Origin of the sequence: Stenotrophomonas sp. CFBP 13725, from assembly GCF_014841935.1 — a bacterium.
Lineage (GTDB): Bacteria > Pseudomonadota > Gammaproteobacteria > Xanthomonadales > Xanthomonadaceae > Stenotrophomonas.
In genome coordinates, this window is record NZ_JACYUV010000008.1 from 65,986 (window position 1) to 88,837 (window position 22,852).

General features: G+C 65.6%; 12 protein-coding genes. 7 read left to right on the plus strand and 5 right to left on the minus strand.

Translation table 11 applies throughout. The annotated features are described in order from the left end of the window. Positions 1-133: 133 nt before the first annotated feature. Positions 134-2,260, plus strand: a complete 2,127-nt coding sequence (locus IFT65_RS14070; RefSeq protein WP_192081953.1) for a TonB-dependent receptor — start codon at positions 134-136, stop codon at positions 2,258-2,260. A 44-nt stretch (positions 2,261-2,304) separates the two neighbouring features. Here IFT65_RS14070 and IFT65_RS14075 read toward each other — a convergent pair whose 3' ends face one another. After that, positions 2,305-2,652, minus strand: a complete 348-nt coding sequence (locus IFT65_RS14075; RefSeq protein ID WP_188325561.1) for a hypothetical protein — start codon at positions 2,650-2,652, stop codon at positions 2,305-2,307. A 150-nt stretch (positions 2,653-2,802) separates the two neighbouring features. Here IFT65_RS14075 and IFT65_RS14080 point away from each other — a divergent pair, with 150 nt between their 5' ends. The 3 genes from IFT65_RS14080 to ligD all read left to right on the plus strand — a co-directional run bounded on the left by IFT65_RS14080 (position 2,803) and on the right by ligD (position 6,948). Then, complete coding sequence (locus IFT65_RS14080; RefSeq protein ID WP_188325562.1) at positions 2,803-3,207, plus strand: hypothetical protein; 405 nt, start codon at positions 2,803-2,805, stop codon at positions 3,205-3,207. A gap of 279 nt (positions 3,208-3,486) precedes the next feature. Beyond that, positions 3,487-4,452, plus strand: coding sequence for a Ku protein (locus tag IFT65_RS14085; RefSeq protein WP_192081954.1), 966 nt, complete (start codon positions 3,487-3,489; stop codon positions 4,450-4,452). Between the two features lie 3 nt (positions 4,453-4,455). Further along, entirely contained in the window at positions 4,456-6,948 is a 2,493-nt protein-coding gene (gene ligD, locus IFT65_RS14090; protein ID WP_192081955.1) for a DNA ligase D, read from the plus strand. 401 nt (positions 6,949-7,349) lie between these two features. Here the strand turns inward: ligD and IFT65_RS14095 are convergent, their stop codons facing one another. The 4 genes from IFT65_RS14095 to IFT65_RS14110 all read right to left on the minus strand — a co-directional run bounded on the left by IFT65_RS14095 (position 7,350) and on the right by IFT65_RS14110 (position 12,524). Further along, the gene (locus IFT65_RS14095) at positions 7,350-10,166 is read right to left on the minus strand and encodes a TonB-dependent receptor (RefSeq protein ID WP_192081956.1); all 2,817 of its coding nucleotides are present in this window, start codon (positions 10,164-10,166) and stop codon (positions 7,350-7,352) included. Between the two features lie 115 nt (positions 10,167-10,281). Beyond that, entirely contained in the window at positions 10,282-10,674 is a 393-nt protein-coding gene (locus IFT65_RS14100; RefSeq protein WP_192081957.1) for a hypothetical protein, read from the minus strand. 205 nt (positions 10,675-10,879) lie between these two features. Continuing rightward, positions 10,880-11,518 carry a bifunctional 4-hydroxy-2-oxoglutarate aldolase/2-dehydro-3-deoxy-phosphogluconate aldolase gene (gene eda / locus IFT65_RS14105; protein ID WP_192081958.1) on the minus strand — a complete coding sequence of 213 codons (639 nt, stop codon included), beginning with the start codon at positions 11,516-11,518 and terminating at the stop codon, positions 10,880-10,882. Beyond that, entirely contained in the window at positions 11,505-12,524 is a 1,020-nt protein-coding gene (locus tag IFT65_RS14110) for a sugar kinase (RefSeq protein ID WP_188325568.1), read from the minus strand. Before IFT65_RS14110 ends, eda begins: the two co-directional genes overlap by 14 nt. Before the next feature lie 286 nt (positions 12,525-12,810). On the opposite strand from IFT65_RS14110, the gene IFT65_RS14115 reads away from it, so the two are divergent. The 3 genes from IFT65_RS14115 (at position 12,811) to IFT65_RS14125 (ending at position 22,822) form a co-directional block, all read left to right on the plus strand. Beyond that, a complete protein-coding gene (locus tag IFT65_RS14115) occupies positions 12,811-15,537 on the plus strand; it encodes a TonB-dependent receptor (protein ID WP_192081959.1) in 2,727 nt (908 codons plus the stop codon). 236 nt (positions 15,538-15,773) lie between these two features. Beyond that, on the plus strand, positions 15,774-18,959 hold the full coding sequence (locus IFT65_RS14120; RefSeq protein WP_192081960.1) for a TonB-dependent receptor: 3,186 nt from the start codon (positions 15,774-15,776) through the stop codon (positions 18,957-18,959). A gap of 47 nt (positions 18,960-19,006) precedes the next feature. Next, a complete protein-coding gene (locus tag IFT65_RS14125; protein WP_192081961.1) occupies positions 19,007-22,822 on the plus strand; it encodes a LamG-like jellyroll fold domain-containing protein in 3,816 nt (1,271 codons plus the stop codon). Positions 22,823-22,852 lie beyond the last annotated feature (30 nt).

The following is a 22,852-nucleotide window of genomic DNA, read 5'->3' on the forward strand; positions in this document are numbered from 1 at the left end:
CACGCAGCAGCGTCGCGTCCGCACCGGACGCAACCACGCCATCGTAACAAAGGGGGCCGGGGGCGCGGCATTCATCCTCACGCCATGCACCGTAGGATGGGGCTTGATCTTCGCTATCCCCCCGATCCACATGATGAATCTGCTTCCGGCGCGTTGCCGCCTGTCCGCCGCCTGCAGCCTGCTGCTGCCCTCTCTCGCACTGGCCCAGACCCCGCAGGAAGCGCCGACGCGCAGCCTGCCGGCGGTGGAAGTGGAGGCCGCCCGGGTGACCGGCGTTGACGCATTCGCCTTGCCGTCCAGCTCCACCACCGTGTGGATCGACGATGACCGCAGTGGTCCGCAGGCCCAGCTGTCCGAAGCGTTGGGCGGTGTCCCCGGGGTGGTGGCGCGGGACCGGCAGAACCTGGCCCAGGATACCCAGCTGTCGATCCGGGGCTTCGGCGCCCGCTCGACGTTCGGCGTGCGCGGGGTGCGGGTGCTGGTCGATGGCGTACCGGCGACCATGCCCGACGGCCAGGGTCAGCTGTCGCATGCCAGCCTGCTGGGCGCCGAGCGCATCGAGGTGTTGCGTGGGCCGTTTTCCGCCCTGTATGGCAATTCGTCCGGCGGGGTGCTGCAGGTGCATACCGCGCGCGGCCGCGAGGGCGATCCCTGGCGGCTGCGCATGAACTACGGGGCCGACAATACCTTGAGTGTGGGCGCCCACCTGCGCGGCGTGCAGGGCCCGGTGGATTACAACATCGCAGCGAACCATTTCCGCACCGATGGCTGGCGCGACCATAGCCGCGCGCGCCGCGAATCGTTGAACGCGCGGCTGGGCATGGCCGTGGGCGAGGACCGCCTGGAGCTGCTGGTCAACCATCTGGACGCGCCCGACGCGCAGGATCCGCTCGGCCTGACCCGTGCGCAGGTGGCGGAGGATCCGCGCCAGGCGACCTCGGTGGCCCACCTGTACAACACGCGCAAATCCGTACGCCAGTCGCAGGCTGGACTGGTCTACAGCGGCGAACGCGATGACCACCGCTTCCGCCTGACCGGGTATGCCGGCCAGCGCGAGGTCACCCAGTTCCTGGCCATTCCGCCGGGCCCGCAGGCCAATCCGTTACATGCCGGCGGGGTCATCGACCTGGACGGTGACTTCGGCGGGCTGGACGCGCGCTGGGGCTGGAACGGTACGTTGGCCGGCCGCGCGCTGGACATCACCGCCGGTGCCAATGTCGATCGCCAGCGGCAGCACCGTACCGGCTACGAGAACTTCGTCGGCAATCAGCTGGGCGTGCGCGGTGCGCTGCGTCGCGACCAGCGCGATACCGTCACCAACGTCGACCAGTTCGTGCAGGCGTGGTGGCAATGGACCGAGCGCTGGTCCGTGCTGGCCGGCGCGCGTCACAGCAGTGTGCGGTTCCGATCGGACGACCATTACATCGTCGGCCGCAATCCGGACGACAGCGGCAGCCGGCGCTACCAGGCCACCACGCCGGTGGCGGGCGTGAGCTTCGAGGTGAACCCGCAGTGGCGCCTGCACGCTGCGATGGGTCGCGGCTTTGAAACGCCCACCTTCAACGAGCTGGGTTACCGCAATGACGGCCAGGCCGGGCTGGCCTTGGGCCTGTCTGCTGCCCGCAGCCGCAACGTTGAGATCGGCAGCAAATGGCAGGCCCAGAACGGGCAGCAGCTGGAGGTCAGCGTGTTCCGCGCCGACACCGACGACGAACTGGCCGTGGCCAGCAACACCAATGGCCGCAGCACGTATCGCAACATCGGCAGCACCCGGCGGCAGGGCGCAGAGCTGTCGTGGCGTCAGCCCTTGTCACAGGACCTGGAACTGCAGGTGGCCTGGACGTGGCTGCAGGCGCAGGTGCGCAGCAGCTACCTGACCTGCGCCGGCAGTGGCTGCGCCGTGCCCGACACGCCGGTCGAGGCCGGCAGCCGCCTGCCCGGCGTGCCGCGGCAGCAGGCCTTCACCCGCCTGCAGTGGCAGCCCGCCGCATGGCAGTGGGCCGCGGAAGTCACCGGCAGCAGCGACACGGTGGTGAATGACCTGGCCACTGAACGCGCCCCCGGCTATGCCGTGGTGAACCTGGAGGCCGGCCGCCGTTGGACCTTGCCGGGCGGGGATCTGCGGGTATTCGCGCGTGTGGATAACCTGCTGGACCAGCGTTACATCGGCTCGGTCATCGTCAACGACGGCAATGGTCGCTTCTACGAACCCGGCCCGGATCGCCGTGGCAGCCTGGGCCTGCAGTGGTCGTGGCGCTGAGGGAAGTGACGGCCGTTGGCCGTCAGCCCCGGAGCTGCTGTAGATCAATCCGGCGCCTTCGCCGGCACGAACGGTGATGTCGGGTCGCTGGCCGGGAAGGTTTCTTCCAGCGCTTGATCCTGATTGTCGCTGGCGTGCTGCTTGCGCTCGCGACGCTTGAGCGGGCTCTCCTGGCCGCCGCGATGACGGTCGCCGCAGTCCTTCCGGTCCTGCGCGGCCTGCTCGCATTCATGCTTTACGGGCAGGTGATCATCGGCCTCTGCGACGGCGTCGATGAAAGGCGCACCGGTACCGCGGTCCTCCGCCTCCATGTTGTCGTGCTTGCCATGCTGTTCGCCGGGGATCGGGGGAGTGGCTTGGCGCAGAGGATCGCGCGACGTATCTCGGTTCATGGCTGCTCTCCTGATGGAGGGGCTACTACAGCGCTATGCAGGTAAAGCCGCCGCGAACCTTGGCTGCCGGTTCCTCTACATGCCTCTCACAGGTGGGTAACGGCGACGCCGTTACATCTGGCCGCCCGACTGCACCGCAGGAGCCGCGCCATGCACCGCCTGGAACGTCCCGCACCCTCTGTGTTCAATGCCCGCCGCGATCCGCTTGGCGGCAGCCCGACCCAGCGCCGTGCGCGGCGGCAGCAGCGCGAAGACCCGCAGGCGGTAGCGCAGGATTACCTGCAGTACATGCTCAACGACTACGACGTGCGTCGCCGCCAGGCGCACCGCAGCTGGCGCGATCTGTGCCCCGCCTACGCGTTTGCATTGACGACCCACGCCGCCAACTGGCCGCGCGGCAGTGATGAACAGACCGAAGACGCGCTGGAAGCGCATTGGGAGCAGATGCGTGGCGAATCGCGCCTGCGCTGGCCAAAGGCCCGGGAGGTGGTGGAGGATGCCTGGCTGGCGCTGGACCACATGCCTGCCTCTGCCGTCCGCCCGTTGCTGCAGTAACCGGTACAGATTCCGCCGAGCATGGCTCGGCGCTACAACGTCCGGCACAGATTCCGCCGAGCATGGCTCGGCGCCACAACGCCGGGGCCCGCGGGCGACCCTCCGGTAGCGCCGAGCCACGCTCGGCGAGCGCAGCGGCAATGGCCCGCCAGAGGAACAGCCTGATGGCCAGCGGCCATCACTACCTGCGCGGTCGCAGCGGGTTCCCCTCCGCGGTGGACACAGCCGTTTCACGCGCGCACGCCGAAGCTGGCTTCCCCTGTCACCCTGGTGCGTCCCATGGCCCGCCCGATCTGGACCGGTACCCTCTCTTTCGGCCTGCTCAACGTGCCGGTGTCCCTGATGTCGGGCGAGCGCAAGATCGACCTGCACTTCCGCATGCTGGATTCGCGCGACAAGAAGCCGATCCGCTTCGAGCGTGTCAACGCAGATACCGGCGAAGAAGTGCCGTGGAAAGATATCGTCAAGGCCTTCGAGTACGACAAGGGCAGCTACGTGGTGCTTGAGGACGGCGATATAAAATCGGCTGCGCCGGAGAGCCATGAAACCGTCGAAGTGGAAAGCTTCGTCGACGCAAGCCAGATCGACCCGCGCTACTTCGAAAAGCCGTACCTGCTGGTGCCCGGCAAGAAAGCCGAGAAGGGCTACGTCCTGCTGCGCGAGACCCTGCGCAGCACCGGCAAGGTCGGCATCGCCAAGGTGGTGGTGCGCACCCGCGAATACCTGTGCGCGGTGATGCCCAATGAAGACGCACTGGTGTTGATGATCCTGCGTTATCCACAGGAGCTGGTGGATCCCACTGATTTCAAGCTGCCCAGCGGCAAGCTGGCGGATTACCGGATCACCAGCAAGGAAACGGCGATGGCCGAGCAGCTGATCGAATCCATGGCCGGTGAGTGGGACCCCACGCAGTACCACGATGAGTTCCGCGAGCGCTTGCAGGGCGTGCTTACCCGGCGCATCAAAGAAGACGGCGGTACCACCACGGTGGAAGACGAGCCGGCCCCGCGCGAGGATGCCAGCACCAACGTAGTGGACTTCATGTCGCTGCTGCAGAAGAGCCTGGATGCGAACAAACGCACGCCGGCGAAGAAGGCCACGGACAAGGTGGTAAAGAAGGCGCCAGCGAAGAAAGCCACGAAGGCGACGGCCAAGACGGCAACGAAAAAAAGTGCGGCCAAGCCAGCCAAGAAAGCGGCGAAGAAGTCCGCGAAGAAAGCGGCGCCGCAGCGCAAGGCGGGATGAGCCATGTCGCTGCACCAGTACCGTCGCAAGCGCCGGTTGGGCGCCAGCCAGGATGACACCCCCGAGCCCGACGACGCGCCGGCCAACGGCACGCGCGGAAAACGGCCGGTGTTCGTCGTGCAGTTGCACCATGCCAGCCACCGTCATTACGACTTCCGCCTTGAGATGGACGGCGTACTGAAAAGCTGGGCGGTACCGAAGGGCCCGTCCCTGCGGGTGGGCGAGAAGCGCTTGGCGGTGGAGGTGGAAGACCACCCACTGTCTTATGCCAGCTTCGAGGGCGACATCCCCAAAGGACACTACGGCGCCGGCCATGTCGATGTGTACGACCACGGCGTGTGGGGTTGTGAAGGCGATCCCCTGCAGGCGCTGGCAGACGGCAAGCTGGACTTCGTGCTGCATGGCGAACGGCTGACGGGTGCGTGGAAGCTGGTGCGCACGGCGCTGAAAGGACGGCAGCCGCAGTGGTTGCTGATCAAGCGGGACGACGCGCATGCCCGCGATGCGGACGCCGACGATCTGCTGGAGGACGCGCCAGTGAAGAAAGGAAAGGCCACGAAAGCAAAATCCGCCAAGTCCACCAGACCTGCCACGTCGCCCAAGGAGAAATCCCCCGCTGTCGCGCGCAAGGCAGATACCCGCTGGCGTCGCCGCGCGCTGGAGCTGCCGGGCGCACGGGATACCCCGTATCCCCACGAATGGTCGCCGCAGCTGACCGATCACCGCGACAGCGCGCCGGACGGGGAGCGCTGGCTGCACGAAATCAAATGGGACGGCTATCGGCTGCTGGCCGACCTGCACGACGGACAGGTCACCCTGCGCTCGCGCAACGGACTGGACTGGACGGGCGACTTCCCCGAAGTCAGCACGGCCATCGCTGCCTTGCCGGTGCGCGATGCCCGCCTGGATGGTGAGCTGGTCGTGCTCGACGCGCAGGGACGCAGTGATTTCAGTGCGCTGCAGCGGGTGATCGACGGCAGTGCCAAACAACCGCTGCGCTATGTGGTGTTCGATCTGCCGGGCGTCGCTGGCGTTGATATCAGCCAGGCACCGCTGCGGGAGCGGAAAGCCGTGCTGAAGGACCTGATCGGCGACACACCCGGCACGCTGGCCTACAGCGATCACGTGATCGACCATGGGCCGGAGGTGTTCGCTGCCAGTGGCAAGGCCGGCTTCGAGGGCATCATCAGCAAGCAGGTGGACGCGGCCTACGTAACGACCCGTGCCCGCAGCTGGGTGAAGATCAAACACGAGAACACCGACGAGTTCCTGGTGGTGGGTTACACCGCGCCGAAGGGCTCGCGGCAAGGCTTCGGCTCGCTGCTGATGGCCACGCCGGACACGGGCGGCCTGCGCTACGTTGGACGCGTGGGAACCGGGTTCGATGACGAGAAGCTGCGCACGCTTACCCGGCGACTGCAGGCATTGGGCAGCGAAACGGCCTCCGTCGAACTGCCTGCCCACGTGCCGTTCCGTGCCTCCAGCGTGCACTGGGTGAAGCCTGAACTGGTCGCTGAAGTGGCGTTTCGTGGCTGGGCCAAGGAGGGACTCCTGCGGCAGGCCAGCTTCAAGCGGCTGCGCACGGACAAGACCCTCGCCAGCCCCCAGGTGCCTGCGCCGAAGAAGAAAGCCGCTGAGCCGTCACTGGCTATCAGCCATCCCGAACGCGTGGTGTATCCCGCGCTGAAGCTGACCAAGGGCGAGGTCGCGGCGTATTACCGTGCGATGGCACCGTGGATCCTGCCGGAGATCCGCAATCGCCCGCTGTCCCTGTTGCGCTGCCCGGATGGCGTCGGCAAGGCCTGCTTCTTCCAGAAGCATCATGGGCAAGGGTTGGGCAGCGCGGTACGCGCCGTGCCTCTGCAGCAGAAGAGCGGCCGCGAGGACTATGTCTACATCGATGATGTGGACGGGCTGATGCAACTGGTGCAGATGAACACCCTGGAGCTGCATCCGTGGGGTGCCACCGTGCAGGATCCGGAGCGCGCAGATCGTCTGGTGTTCGATCTGGATCCGGGGGAAGGGGTGAGCTGGCCCGCCATCAAGGCGGCCGCGCGGGACATCCGCGCGCGCCTGCAGGAAACGGGGCTGGAGAGCTTCGTACGGCTGTCCGGCGGCAAGGGACTGCATGTGGTGGTGCCGTTGCAGCCCGCCGCTGAGTGGGAAGACGCAAAGGCGTTCTGCGAGGCATTCGCACAGGCGCTTTCGCAGCATGCGCCGGACCGCTACGTGGCCACGATGAGCAAGGCCAAGCGGAATGGCGTGATCTTCATCGACTGGCTGCGCAACGCGCGCGGGGCGACCAGCGTGTGTTCGTGGTCACTGCGTGCACGCGAAAGCGCGGGCGTGGCGGTGCCATTGCGCTGGGAAGAGCTGGGCCGCGTGGCGGCCGCTGATGCGTTCTCGATGCACAAGGCCTTGGCGCGGGCCAAGCGCCTGAACGGTGATCCCTGGGAAGGGATCACCACGATGAAGCAGGGCCTGCCGACGTTGTAGCGCGGGCCCCCCGCTGCGGGTGCAAGGGAGTCGTCTCCGATACGGGACCCTGTCACTGATGCGGAACTCCGCCACTGATACGGGACCCCGTCACTGATGCGGGACCCCGTCACCGGTAGGGGACCTGTCACCGATACGGGACCCCGTCACTGGCACGGAACTCCGTCATCGATACAGAACCTGTCACCGATACGGAACTGCGGAACCCCGCCGTTGGTAGAGCCGACTTCAGTCGGCTGCTCTTGGCGTGGTAATCAGAAAAGCCGACTGAAGTCGGCTCTACCAGGCACGGTACTCAGGAAAGCCGACTGAAGTCGGCTCTACCAAGCGTGGTGCTCGGGAAAGCCGACTGAAGTCGGCTCTACCAAACGTGGTACGAGGGCCGCCGGTTACTGCACGCTTCAGAAATCCGCGCGAATGCCCAGACCGATGCGGCGGCCGGAGAACTCGTACTGGGTGGGGAAGGATTTATCGATCGTGTAGCCCGACGTTTCTTCGTCGAACACATTGATCGCATCCAGGCTCAGCTTCCAGGTGTCGTTCAAGCGGAAGCCGATCGAGGCATCGGTCTGCCCGTACGCATCGCGGTACACCGGGTACATGTTGAGGTGGATGTACTCCACGTACTTGTCCTTGTAGTTGTAGGACACGCGCGCGTCGAAGCGATCATTCTCGTAGTACAGGGTGAAGTTGTAGGCTTTCTCGGCCAGCCCTTCCGGCGGGGTCGGGATGTCGATGTCGGATGCACCGGTCAGCGAGTTGTCCAGCTGGGTGTAGTTGGCATTGATGCCCCACCCTTCCAGCGCGGGATGCAGCATCGACAGCGGCAGCTGGGCGACCAGCTCCACGCCGGTGACCTTGTACGAACCCTCGGCATTGACCGGCTGGTAGACCTCGAAGTCGTAGTACCCATCCAACGATCCGTTGGCGTTGAGCTTTTCTACGTTCGGTACGATGCCGGTCAACGACTGCCGCACCACGCCGTCGATCTTCTTGGAGAAGTACGATGCCGACAGCAGTCCGCCGTTCTCCAGGTACTTCTCCAGGCCCACTTCCCACTGCTTGGCGGTCGTTGGCTTCAGGGCCGGATTGCCGTCCATGAAGCGGAAGCTGGACCAGCTGACGGTGCGGCGGTAGGCAATGTCGGTCAGCGACGGACGCATCAGCGTTTCCGACGCCGCCGCGCGCAGCACCAATCCATCGGCAATCTCGGCGGTCATGTTGAAGCTGGGCAGCAGGTCGCTGTAATCACCGCTGCTGGAAATCGGCGTCGGCGTGTAGCCGCTGCTGCCATCGGCATTCTGCACCGGGTGGAAACCGGCCGAATCCACCTTGGTGTCGATCGAACGCACGCCCAGGTTGGCGTACACCGGCACGCGGCCGATATCGAAATAGAAATCGGTCATGGCATACAGCGCCAGGGTCTTTTCATCGACCTGGTAGAACTGGCCCGGATCCAGCGGGGTGGTGAAACCCGCATAGCGGAACGTGTTGCGTGCGTAGCTGTTGGACACTTGCTGCCAGTCCAGGTTGCTCGGCTTGTAGCCGCCGCCGGGGACGATGTCGCTGATCCAACCCGGATTGCTGTCAGCCAACGTGCGGGTGTTGACCCACGCTGCGCTACCGGCGGCCGGGCCCTGGATCTTGGTGTTGCCGAACTCGCGGTCCTTGGACTTGTCGGTGTAACGCGCACCGAACTTGACGCTGGTCAGCGCCGGGAAGAACGCCAGTTCCATCGACCGGCGGAAGTCCAGCTGCGCGGCGTACTTGTCGTCCTTCACGTGCTCGATTTCGGTCTCATAGGCTTCGAACAGGTACTTCCCGGGCGAGTTGTACATGTCGAACCCATTGGACGCCGCGCTGGCCAGCGTCTCACCGCCGTTGGCGGTCCAGCGCGTGCGCGACGGTGCGTAGGCCACGTGCTTGAGGTTGGCGTAGTCCGAGTCGCGGCGTGCGCCGGAATAGCCGACCAGGGCATCGATGTCCCAGCTGCCGACCGTCCAGTCGAGCTTGCTGCTGAACTGCCGATAGTCGGTGTTGGCGAAGCGTTCCTTGCTCAGGATTTCATGCTGGGTGGCCGTGTAGGACACATCGCGCAGGACCACCATGCCGTACTGGGACAGGGTGTCGGCATCATACGAATGGATGGTGTCCAGCGTGCTGCGGCTGGACGCCGAATACGCAGCGGCATCGTACTCATCTTCATGCGTATCGTAGCCGCCGAGCATCGCATCGAAGCTCACCGAGAACGCCTCGCTGGGCTTGAACTGCAGGGATGCGGTCGCGCCCCACTGGTCCTGCTCGTTGAGGTAGATGCGGTCGCCGACCTTGTCCTGGAAGATGATCCGGTTGGTCGCGTCCTTGTCCATGCGGTTGTTGATGACGATGCCGGCATCGCGTGCCAGCACGGCAGCGGCCTGCGTGCCCCGCGTGCCGGACGCTTCGAGGAAGCGCCCCATCGGGCGGAAGTTGATGCCCGAGTTGGAGTCGGTGCGGTTGGTGCGCTTCGCCTTGGAGAACGACACCAGGCCGCCCCAGTCGCCCCAGGTGTCGCTGGCCAGGAACGAGATCTTCGGATCGGTCTTGCCGTTGATCGAATTGTTCGCCGCTTCAGCCGATGCACTGAATTTCGGCTCGGCGTAGTCGAACGGCCTGGCGGTTTCGATGTACACCGAACCGGCGATACCGCCTTCTTCGTCTGCCGCCGTCGGCGATTTCTGCACCGTGACGGTCTGCACCACATCCGATGCGAAGATATCGAACTGCACGTCGCGACCGCCGCTGCCCGAGGCCGTGGCGAGGTTGTTGATCGACACGTGGGTGAACTCGGAGGGCAGGCCGCGCACGCTGACCTTGCTGCCCAGGCCCTTGTTGCGTTCGATGGTCACGCCCGGCATGCGTTGCAGCGCCTCGGCGAGGTTCTGCTCCGGGAAGTCGGCCACGTCGGTGGCGACGATGGAGTCGGAGAAGCCGATGTTGCTGCGCTTGAGGTCGACCGCGCGCTCCAGGCTGCGGGCGTAGCCGCCGGTCACGGTGACCGTATCCAGCTGCTGCAGGGCGGCGCTGGTATCGGCGCTGGTGGCCACCGCCACTGCTTCATCGGCCACTGCCTGCATCGGCAGGCTGGCGACGCCACTGATCAGCACGGCGCGCACGGCGCGGGACAAAAGCTTCGCATGGGGGACGCGCGTCGGCGTCTCCCGCAGGATGTTGCGCATCGGATGATCCCCATTGCTCTGTGAGTGCGTGCCGCGCGCCTGTCCGCTGTGTAGCGTGCAGAAAACGTGCGCGACCGTGCCGGTAGCCGGCGGCCAAGAGACTAGAGGTGAATTGTTAAGGGGATGTTGCGGTGCGCCACTTTCTTGCGCCGACCCACAGACCGATGCCCAGCTGCAGCGGTAGCGAGATCACCAGCAGCAGTACGAACCAGCGCGGGAACTCGTTGCCCATGTCCCATGCTGCCCATAGCGAGGCGATCGCCAGCAGCAACCAGATGCCCATGCCGTGCGTACGCGGCCAGCACGGTGCGTGGTAGCTGGCAAAGGCCACCGCGGCGATGCCGCCCAGCACGGTGAACGCGAGGTCCCAACCCAACTGCACCGCGCCGCCCGCATGCACGCCGATCAACGGCGGCAGCCAACTGGCCACCGTGGTGACCAGCACCAGCGCGAGCAGCGCACCGGCTAGCGCAAGCAGGGAAAACAGGAAGGTTTTGAACATCGCCATGCGGCCAGTGTATAGCCGACCGGTCGACATGACGGGCAGAGCCGACCGGTAAAGCCGACCGGTAGAGCCGACTTCAGTCGGCTGTCCTGGAGTGCACCCAAGACCAGCCGACTGAAGTCGGCTCTACCCAGCCGGCTCTATCCAGCCGGCACAACCCAGCCGGCACAATCCAGTCGGCACAATCCAGCCGGCGCGACCCCGACCCTCAGCTCGCGAGCACGGACGCTTGCCGGGCCAGTTCTTCGATCGCTGCCCAATCACGGCTCTGCAGAAGGGCAGCGGTGGTCAGCCACGAGCCGCCCACGCACAGCACGTTGGGCAGGTGCAGGAACTGCGGCGCGGTCTGCACGCTGATGCCGCCCGTGGGGCAGAAACGCACATCGCCGAACGGGCCGGCCCACGCCGACAGCAACGGCGCACCACCGGCCTGCACGGCCGGGAAGAACTTGAACGTATCCAGCCCCTGCTCCAATCCGTGCATCAGTTCGGACGATGTCGCTACGCCCGGCAGGAACGGCAGATCGGTATCGCGCGCAGCGGCATACAGCCGCTCCGTCGCACCGGGGGACACGGCGAAACGACCGCCCGCTTCCTTGACCGCCTGCATCTGCGCGGCCGTCAGCACGGTGCCTGCGCCGATCACTGCGTCGGGCACGGCCTCGGCCATGGCCTTGATCGCTTCCATCGCACGCGGCGTGCGCAGGGTGACTTCCACCACCGGCAGGCCACCGCGGAACAAGGCCTGGGCGACCTGCACGGCATCGTCCACGTCATCAGGGGTGAACACCGGGATCACCGGTGCCAGTTTCAGTACCGCGCGAACGCGCGGATCAGCGCCGGACATCAAAACGCTCCTCGCCCACCAGGGCCAGCACGTCAGCTTCGCTGACGGGATTGAAATCACCGGGGATCGAGTGCTTCAGACCACCGGCGGCCAAACCGAAGCGCACAGTGGCGTCGGCATCGAAGCCGCGCATGATGCCATGCAGGATGCCGGCAGCGAACGCATCACCGCCGCCGATCCGGTCGACGATGCCCTGCAACTGACGTACCGGCGCCTGGGCGCGCGTGCCATCACGGCCGATCAACAATGCACCCAGTGCATGGTGGTCCACGCTCAGCGCCTGGCGCTGCGTGCACGCCATCCACTGCAGGTGCGGGAACGCGGCAAACGCGGCGGTTGCGGCAGCGTCCACGCGGGCGACCACGTCGTCCTGCGCGAACGGCTGGCCCAGCACCACTTCGATATCGCGGTAATCGGCGAACACGATGTCCGCCTGTGCGAACAGCTCACGCAGGATGGCTTTCGCATCGCCACCCCAGCGCTGCCACAGCTTCGGCCGGAAATTGCCGTCGAAGGACACCTTGACGCCCTGCGCGCGTGCGGCACGTGCGGCGGCCAGCGTCGCCTGTGCCACGTCGGCACCCAGGGCCGGGCTGACGCCGGAAAGATGCAGCCACTCCGCGCCCTGCAGCAGCTGGGACCAGTCGTAGTCCGCCGCGCTGCTCAGCGCGAACGCAGAGTCCGCGCGGTCATACACCACTTCGCTGGCCCGCTGCACCGCACCGGTGGTCAGGAAGTACAGACCCATGCGGGAATCGGCCTGCAGGCGCACGCCCCGCGTGTCCACGCCATGACGGCGCAGTTCGCCCAGTGCATGCGCGCCCAGCGGATTGTCCGCCACGACGCTGGCCATCGCCACGTCATGGCCAAAGTGCGCCAGCGAGACACCGACATTGGCTTCCGCCCCACCGACGTGCACCTCCAGGCGCGGCGACTGCAGCAGCAGCTCGTTGCCCGGTGCGCCCATCCTCAACAGCAGTTCCCCGAAACAGACCACTCGACTCATCAGATGTCCTCGTTGCCCGGACCGCAGCATCGCGTTGCAGCGCGCCGGAGGGAACCACGCACCCCGCGTGGCTCTTGGCTATCGGTGTCATTCTAGCCCCATGGGCTGTCGCGTCCACCCCGTCTCTCCATTCAAGCCATTGTCCCGCAAGCGTCTCAGGGACATTACGAATCTGTTGCGGTGCAAGATGCCCGATCCTGAAGGTGCTGTTAACGTCCGCCCTGACCAGCGGTGTCATCTTGCTGACACTGCGTTGTGAACCAGACCTTTGGGAGAGGGAAAGGCCATGATTTCTCGTAACAGCAGCAAAAAGACACCGGTTACCTTGTTGGCCCTGTCCATCGGTCTGGCCATCAGCGCCACCGCACAGGCACAGCAGGCAACGGACCTGGATACGGTCACCGTCACCGGCTACCGCGCCAGCGTGGAGAAGGCGCTGGACATCAAGCGCAGCGAAGCCGGCGTGGTCGATGCCATCGTCGCCGAAGACATCGGCAAGTTCCCCGACCTCAACCTGGCCGAATCGCTGCAGCGCATCCCCGGCGTGGTGATCACCCGCGATGGCGGCGAAGGCCGCAGCATCTCGGTGCGTGGCCTGGGCCCGGACTTCACCCGCGTGCGCATCAACGGCATGGAGGCCCTGGCGACCGTCGGTGCCGGCGACCAGAGCGGTGGTACCAACCGTGGCCGTGGTTTCGACTTCAACGTGTTTGCTTCGGATCTGTTCTCGCAGCTGATCGTGCGCAAGACGGCCTCGGCCGACGTGGAAGAAGGTTCGCTGGGCGCCACCGTCGACCTGCGCACCGCGCGTCCGTTCGACTACGAAGGCTTCACCTTCGCTGCCAGCGGCCAGGCCAGCTACAACGACATGGCGCAGAAAGCGGATCCGCGCATGGCGGCGCTTATCTCCAACACCTTCGCTGACGGCACCTTCGGTGCCTTGCTGTCGGTGGCCTACTCCGAGCGCCAGGCGCTGGAAGAAGGCTCCAACACCGGCCGCTGGGCCAACGGGCCGAGCAACGGTGGCTTCGCTGCCAGCTCGCCGTTCGCCGCCGCGCGCGGAGCCAACGTGTTCCACCCACGCTTCCCGCGCTACGTGCAGATGGAGCACAAGCAGGAGCGCCTGGGCGTCACCGGCTCGCTGCAGTGGAAGCCGACCGACCGCACCGAGCTGTCGCTCGACGCGCTGTACTCGAAGATCGATGCCGACCGCGATGAGCACTACATCGAGGCCATTTCCTTCAGCCGCTCCGGTGCCGGCAAGCCGCAGACGATCGTGCGCGACGGCGAAATCCGCAACAACGCGCTGGTCTACGGCGCGTTCGACAACGTGGATATCCGCAGCGAAAACCGCCACGACGAGTGGAGCACCGACTTCAAGCAGGTCAGCCTGAACCTGGAGCACCGCTTCAGCGAAGCCTTCCAGATCACCGGCAAGCTGGGCACCTCGCGTTCGTCCCACGAGAACCCGGTGCAGACCACGGTCATCATGGACAAGTTCGATGTCGACGGGTACAGCTACGACTACCGCGGCAACAAGAACCTGCCTGCCTTCAACTACGGCATCGACCCGACCAACCCGAACGGCTGGACCCTGGCCGAGATCCGTCTGCGTCCGCAGTCGGTGGACAATGACTTCGACACCGCGCAGCTGGATTTCAACTGGAACATCAGCCCGGGCTTCCGCCTGAAGGGCGGCGTGCTGGCCAAGGATTACAGCTTCAACACCGTGGAACTGCGTCGCGCCAGTGAGCTGGCCGTGCCGACCTTCCCGGGCAGCGGCCTGATCGTGCCGCCGGAATACACCCAGCAGGAAGGCCTGAAGGGCATCACCGGCAATCCGTCCAACTGGGTCGTGCCGAACCTGGACGCGGTGGCCAACCTGTTCGACATCTACAGCAACACCGGCACCTTCGCCGTCGCGCCGCGGCTGAACAACAGCCGCAGCGTGGAAGAGAAGGACCGCGGCGTGTGGCTGATGGGCGAGTTCTCCACCGACCTCGGATCGATCCCGCTGTCCGGCAACTTCGGCGTGCGCTATGTGGAGACCAAGCAGGAATCCAACGGCTACGCGACCGTCGGTGGCGTGCCGGTGCTGACCACCAGCAACCGCAAGTACGATGACACGCTGCCCTCGTTCAACCTGGTCGCCGAAGTGGCACCGGACTTCCTGATCCGCCTCGGCGCGGCGAAGGTGATGACCCGTCCGGGCCTGGGCAACCTGACCCCCGGCGTGACCGTGGCAGTGGCCGGCGGCGCCCGCACCGTGGCCGGCGGCAATCCGAACCTGGATCCGATCCGCGCCACCAACGTCGACCTCGGCTTCGAGTGGTACTTCAACGAAGGCGCAATGCTCGGCCTGGGCCTGTTCTACAAGGACATCGAGTCCTTCGTGCAGACCACCCGCGATGTGCGCCCGTATTCCACCAGTGGCCTGCCGGCCAGCCTGCTGGACGGCACCGGTGCCACGGTCAACGACGAGTTCACCTTCAGCATCCCGCTCAACACCCCCGGCGGCGAGCTGCATGGCGTGGAAGCGAACTACACCCAGCCCTTCACCTTCCTGCCGGGCAAGTGGTCCAACCTCGGCGTGCAGTTGAACTACACCTGGGTGGAATCGAAGATCCAGTACCTCAATGGCCAAGGCCAGGCGGTGATGAAGAACGACCTGACCGGTCTGTCGCCGACCTCGTGGAACGCCACGGTGTTCTATGAAGGTGACACCTGGTCCGGCCGTGTGTCGGCCACCAACCGCGACGATTACCTGACCCAGGCACCGGGCCAGGAAACCGGCTTCAACGTGGACGGCGTGCACGGCATGACCGGCACCACGATGATCGACGCCTCGCTGCGCTACAAGGTCAGCGACCAGCTCGAACTGACCCTGGAAGGTGTCAACCTGACCAACGAAGCGTCCGACGAGTGGGTGCGTTCGCCGCTCACCGGCCAGCTGCCGCTGCAGTACACCGAAACCGGCCGCCAGTTCCTGCTCGGCGTGCGCTACAAGTTCTGATCCACCGACCGAAGCGGCGGCGTGGCAACCACGCCGCCGCCAGGTGCAACGCCGACGATCCCGACACCGTGGCCTGCTGCTGCGGCGCAAGATGCTGCGCCGTGAGTGCTTTGCTACGTTCCCGTGACCTGCGGTGTCAGCAAGACGTTGCGCCGAGGCAGTGATCCGGTGGAGGCCGGTTCATCGCCTGCAGTACACACGCACGCGTTGAGGACACCCTGGGAGGGGCTTACAACATGGATCTGTCACACCCACGCCACCGTGCCGGCCGCACGCCGTTCACGCTGCTCGCACTCTCCATCGGTCTGGTACTGACCAGCACCGCGGCCGCGCAGCAGACACCGGAGGCCGCTGCCAGCGCACCCAACGCCGTCGATCTGGACAAGGTGGAAGTCAAGGCGACGTACCGCGAAAGCCTGCAGCAGTCGCTGGATGAAAAGCGCTACAGCGTCGAACAGGTCGACGCCATCTATGCCGAAGACATCGGCAAGTTCCCTGATCTCAACCTGGCCGAGTCGATGCAGCGCATCGCCGGTGTATCGATCGACCGCGAGGGCGGAGAAGGCCAGCAGATATCCGTCCGTGGGCTGGGATCGGACTTCACCCGCGTGCGCATCAACGGCCTGGAAGCGCTGTCCACCGCGGGCAGCGGTACCGCCGGCGTCAACCGCAGCCGCGGATTCGATTTCAACACCTTTGCCTCCGAGCTCTTCAGCCGGGTCAAGGTCAGCAAGACGCAGTCTGCGCAGACCGACGAAGGATCACTCGGTGCCACGGTCGACCTGCGTGCGTCGCGTCCGTTCGATTTCGACGGGTTCCAGGCGTCGCTCAACGGCCAGTACGGCTTCAACGAGCTGTCGCGCAGCAAGGACCCGCGCGTATCGGCGCTGCTCAGCAACACCTGGGCCGACGGCCGCTTCGGCGCGCTGATGTCGGTGGCTTACAGCAAGCGCACCATCTTCGAAGAAGGCTACAACCCGGTCCGTTGGGAGCACGGCAACCATCGCAATTCGAACCAGCCCACGGCGACCAACAACGGGACGTACGGTTTCTGCAGCCCACTGGGGTATGACCCGCAGACGCCGCGCAATCCCTTGGCCAACGAGACCGCTGCAGGTGTGGGCAGCGCGGCCAACCAGGCCCGTAACAATGGCTGGGGCAGCTATGGCATCGATGCCGCACACTGCGGCACCGGCCTGGACCGTCCCGCAGCGACAGCGGAAAACATCGCCGCGTACGAGACCGCGACCAACGCGTGGATTCCGCGCTATCCGCGCTATGTCCGCACCGAACATGAGCTCGAGCGCCTTGGCATCACCGGCGCCCTGCAGTTCAAGTTCAGCGACGACAGCCTGCTCAATCTGGACCTGATGTACTCCAAGCTGGACAAGGACCAGCGCGAGGATTCGCTGGGTGCCAACCTGCACCGCACCGCGCAGTACGGTGGCAAGACCCAGATCGCGGTACGCGAGGCCCAGGTCGACGACCAGAACCGCCTGGTCTACGGCGTATTCGACAACGTGGACTTCCGCACGGAATCGACGTCCATCGAAGAGAGCACCGAGTTCAAGCAGGTCAGCCTCGAATTCGAACACCGCTTCAACGATGCGGTACGCCTGGACGCGCTGGTGGGCCACTCTTCGTCCAGTTTCGAGCGCCCGGTGTTCTCGATGGTCAGCTTCGACAACAGCAATCTGGACGGGTTCGTCTTCGATGCACGCAACAATGCCAGCCTGCCGTCGATGGGCTTCCCGTTCGCGCTGAATGATCCCAATGCCTGGCAGTGGCTGGGCTATGGCACCGCCCCGGTCAACGCCAATGGCACCGCGCGCGGCAGCAACATCAGCGAAGTGCGGTTGAACCCCAACTACGTCGACAACCAGTTCGATACGGCGAAGGTCGACCTGACCTTCACGGTCTCGCCGACGTTCACCCTGCGTGGTGGTCTTGCCTACAAGGACTACGACATGAGCACGCAGGAGTACCGCAACATCAGTTACGGACGGCTGGCCCAGGCCCTGCCCGGCGGCACCGGCATCGGCGACCTCAGCAGCACGCTCAATGGCTTCGGCAAGGGGCTGGACACGGCCACGCCGTCAAGCTGGTTGATCCCCGATTTCAAGCGCGTCGCCGAGCTGCTGGACATCTACTGCAACTGCGATACCGGCAGCCTGGGGGGCGACTACCGCCTCGCCGGTGTGGGCCACTTCGGTTCGTCGAACAACAATTTCGACGTCAACGAGAAGAGCTACGCGACGTACCTGCAACTCGACTTCAATACCGACCTGTGGGGCCGGCCATTCCGCGGCAACATCGGCATGCGCTACGTGCAGACGCAGATCACTGCGGATGGCTATGCGCCGTGCCAGGCGGCCAGCAGCGGCGATCTGTCCGCGGCCTGCCAGCCGTTCCTGGGCGTGGCGAGCGCCACCGCTGACGCTGGCGAACGCCTGCTGGTGGGAACCCGCGTCGGCCATCAGTACGACGACTGGTTGCCGTCGTTGAACCTGGCCTGGGACGTGACGGACAGCGTGGTGCTGCGCTTCGGTGCGGCCAAGACGATGGCCCGCCCCACCCTGTCCAACCTGTCACCGAGCGTGAGCGGCGGGCCGAGCGCCTTCCTCGATGAAGACCGGTATTACTCGATCAACCTCGGCAATCCCAAGCTGGATCCGTTCCGCTCCACCAACTACGACCTGAGTGCGGAGTGGTACTTCAGCGAAGGCGCGCTGCTGTCGGCCGCGGTGTTCTACAAGGACATCGAAACCTACGTGCAGCGTACCCGCCTGCTGAACACCTGGGACGACATGGGCTATTCGCTGGACCTGCTGCCGGCCGGCTTCAGCCCGAACACGCTGTTCAACGTGCAGAGCTACTTCAACACGCCGGGTGGCCCGCTGAAGGGCTACGAGCTGACGTACCAGCAGCCTTTCAGCTTCCTGCCCGGCTTCTGGAAGAACTTCGGCATCCAGCTGAACTACACCCACGTCGATTCGAAGATCCAGTACCTCTTCAGCTCCGGCAGCGGCAACACCATCGTCACCACGTACACGGAAAACGACCTGCTGAACCTGTCGCCCAATTCGTACAACGCCACCCTGTACTACGACGACGGGCGCTTCAGTGCGCGCGTATCCACCAGCTACCGCGATGCCTACATCAACCAGATCCTGGCGCAGGAGAACATCCGCGACCTGGATGGCAATGCGCTCGCCACGGCGGATGTCACCGGCAAGTACAGCGTGGAGAACGTCGATTTCAACATGTCGTGGAAGTTCAACAAGCAGCTGACCGTCAGCCTGGAGGCGATCAACCTGCTGGACACCGCCGACGAACGCTACGTGGATTCCGCGCTTTCCCTGCCGGACCGCTACACCCAGACCGGGCGCCAGTACTACCTCGGCCTGCGTTACAAGTTCTGATCCTGCACCACGCGCCCACCGTCGCCCGCTGTTGAAAGGAAGGTTCCATGCCCCACCGTCCCACTGCCCTCGCCCGCCTGCCCCGTCGCCGCCTGCTGGCCCTGGCCACCGCGCTGTTCGTTGCGCCGTCGCTCGCCGCAGAGGCACCCGCGCTGCTGTTCCACGTGGATGCGAACCACGGCCTGGAAGCCGAGGTGGCGCAGGGCGATCCGGTACCCAACTTCCGCGACAAGGTGAAGGTGGTCGATGACGGTGCGCGCGGCAAGGCGATCCAGTGGGAAGACGATGGCGTGCTGTCGTGGGATGCGCCCGGCAACATCCTGGCGCAGCGCGGCACGCTGGCCTTCGACTGGCGATCGCGCTATGCCGTTGGTGAAGCACCGTTCGTGATCTTCCGCGTCGGCTATGCCGACCACAGCAGCTGGGACATGGCGTGGCTGCGCATCGACTGGAACGGACACGGCTTCGATGCGTTCGTCACCGATGCCAACCTGGCGCGCACCCGGGTGTCGTTCGCGCTGCCGCAGAACCCGGCCCCGGCGCAGTGGGTGCACCTGGCGTTCGCCTGGGACGAAGACCACGGGGTGCGTCTGTTCGTGGATGGCAAGGAAGTCGCACGGGTCGATGCCAAGGGCGACTACGATGCCGCGCTGGACCAGTTGGGCCTGGCCGGGCGGGTGATGGCGCCCTATCAGGTGCAGAGCCGCTACAACTTCCTGCGCGGCAGCGATCTCCAGCACATCCGCGTCTTCGACCGCATGCTGGATGGACCGGCGGTAGCTGCACTGGCGCAAGGCAAGGCACCGGCGACGGCCGTCGTGGCGTCGGCAGACCAGCGTGCATGGCGGCATCGCTTCGGTTGGGAAGGTGCGGCTCCGCCGGCCCTGGCCGCCGCAGGCACGCGCATACGCAAGATCGAGTTCGCCGATACCAAGGACCTCAAGCAGTGGATGTGGAAGGCCACCGATGGCATCGCCGAAACCACCTGGCCGGGGGTCTACAACCGCTCGCGCCTGCCGGGCCGCAACGATTACTTCCAGCTGCCGGACTGGAACACCTATGTAGAGGCCGGGCAGCACCTGGACCTGACCCTGCCCGATGGCGAACCGGTGAACCGCATCGAGGTGCGTGGCGCGGCGTTCGGCACCTTGGCGCACGGCGCCGATGCGCAGAGCGCGACCACAACGGTGCTGCAGCGCCCGCGCGGCGTGGTGCGCAGTGTCGATGACATCCCCACCCAGCAGGGGGGCGTGCTGCGCTTCAGCAACGTGGAACAGGAAACCCCGATCCAGGAGATCTGGGCCTATCACGTGGGCGAAGGCAGTGAGCCGGACGGCAGCGTCAAGCAGACCTATGTGGTGGACAGCCAGGCCCTGCCTGACTACACCAACCTGGACACGCTGCGGCACTACATCGACGGCCGCTACCCCGTGGCCGAACGCAGCACGGTGATGGCGTTGCCCAAGGGGGCCGGTTCACGCCGTCGCGGTGCCGATACGCTGCCTGCCCAGCCGCTGCCCATCGTGCACGTGCTGATCCCGTCCGGCGTGGGTGATGCACCGGCCAACCAGCCGTTGATCCGCAGTTGGGCGCACAGTTGGGAAAACATGCATGACGGCTTGGACGGCGTGGCCATCGACCTGCCGGCGCTGGACCTGCCGGCGACCCATGACGGCCTGATCCCGCTCAACATCCGCATCAAGGATCCGATCTGGCCGGCCCGCGACATGATCGATGTATCGGTCTCGGTGCAACCCGGCAAGAAGCGCACGCTGTGGCTGGACCTGCGCGACCGCATCCTCACCGCCGACAGCCTGTGGTTGAGCATCGCCTCGGCGGCTCCCGGCTTCGACGCACGCGCGCTGGACGGCGCGGAAATCCGCATGGTGTTCAAGCCGCGCAGTGAAGCGATCGCCGAGCACGTCGCAGACCGCTTCAACCAGGTGCGCGACAACTGGGGTTTCCTCGTGGAGGAACACACCACCTCCAAGCGGCAGCGCCTGTACGCCCGCGTCTACGCCGACCTGAGTGATTTGCTGCGGGTGGATCCGGATCACCAGCTCGGCCGGCTGTACTGGAACTACATCAGCTACAACAGCCAGGGCCGACCGCCGTTCACCGCACCGGAAGTGCCCAAGGGCGTGCCGGCATGGGCGTTCAACCAGACCCAGGACCTGGCCTATGTGCGGCGCTTCATCGACTGGTGGATCGAGCACCGTCAGGTGCCGTACGGCGACTTCGGCGGCGGCATCTCCGACGATTCGGACCTGACCCAGCAGTGGCCGGGCCTGGCCCTGATGGGTGTGCAGCCGGACCGGTTGAACGCGTCGCTGACCGCGCTGTCCGATGCGGTGTACCGCAATGGCATGTTCAGCAACGGGTTGAGCACCATCGAAACCGACGAGCTGCACGCCTACGAGGAAGGCATCAACACCAACAGCGCCATGCTGTACCTCAACTGGGGTGACCCGCTGACCGTGGAACGGTTGATGGAGACGGTTAAAGCCTTCGACGAGAAGATCATCCTGACCAACCCGCAGGGCCACCTGCTGTTCTCCAGCAATTGGTTCGGCGGCAACAAGGTCTACCGCGAGCCGAACTGGCAGTGGCAGAAACCGTATTCATTCCCGGTGCTGCACCCCGCCTTCCTGCTCGGGCAGTTCAATGCCGATCCGAGCAGCCGACGCCTGGTCACCGGCCTGGCCGATGGCTACCTCGCCCACGCCTACACCGACGACAAGGGCCGCTGGGCGCTGCCGAACGAGATCAACTGGGCCACCGGCAAGGTGCGCGGCGGTGAACTCAACAACGGGTCCGGCAGCGGCGACATCATGCACACCTTCTGGGCGGCGTGGCGCTGGACTGGCGATGAGAAGTACCTGAAAGCACTGGACTACCGCGTGGAGCGCGGTGGACCCGGTGCGCTGTCCAACCTCGGCGAGAACTACGTGGAGGTGCTGGGGCGACAGCAGGACTGGTATCCGAAGCTGACTGCCGATGCAGACAGTGGCAAGACCGGCTTCGCCAGCGTGATGGCATGGCAGGCCAGCGGCGATGTGAAGTACATCGAGGCCCTGCACGCCGAGGGGATCCAGGCCAAGGCGCAGCGCGAATACATGAACACCGACGGCCACTGGTGGTCGGACCGGGTGGAGGCACCGAGCGAGTTCCTGCAGCGTGCCCGCCTGGGAGGTATCGCCCTGAAGCGCAACCAGAGCTGGCCGGGGCACACGGTGAGCTGGCGCTTCGACCGCGACGATGCGGCCGAACAGGTGGCGCTGCTGGTCCATGCGCCCTCACGCGAACGCTTCACCGTCACCAGCTACAACCTGGCCAAGCAGGCGATCACCGCGGACATGACCGGCTGGAACGTGGCCAGCGGCACGTGGCGGGTGCGCAGCGGCGTGGACGCCAACGGCGACGGGAAGATCGACGGCAAGGTGAGCGAACGCGACGTGATGCTGGAAACCAGCGTCAGCACGCCGCTGCGGTTCCAGCCGGGCAGGACCGAAGTGTTCGAGTTCGAGCGCATCCGTGCCGGCACCCCCGTGGAGCAACGTCCTGACCTGGGCATTGGCCGGGGCGACGTGCGGGTCGATGGAAGGCAGGTGCACGTGATCGTCCACAGCCTGGGGCATGTGGGCACGGGAACCGGTGTGGCGGTGCTGGAAGATGCGCGTGGCCGTGAGATCGCGCGTATCGAAGTGCCGGCGATGGACGCGCCCAGTGATCTGCAGCCGCGCACGACCACCGTCGCCCTGCCGTTGCCTGCAGGCGACCGCCGTGACCTGCGCGTACGCGTGGCCTTGGCCGACGATGGCGAGGAAGTCACGCGCCTGAACAACAGCGTGGACATTCTCTGACGGGGACGGGTAGTGACGGTCGCTGGCCGT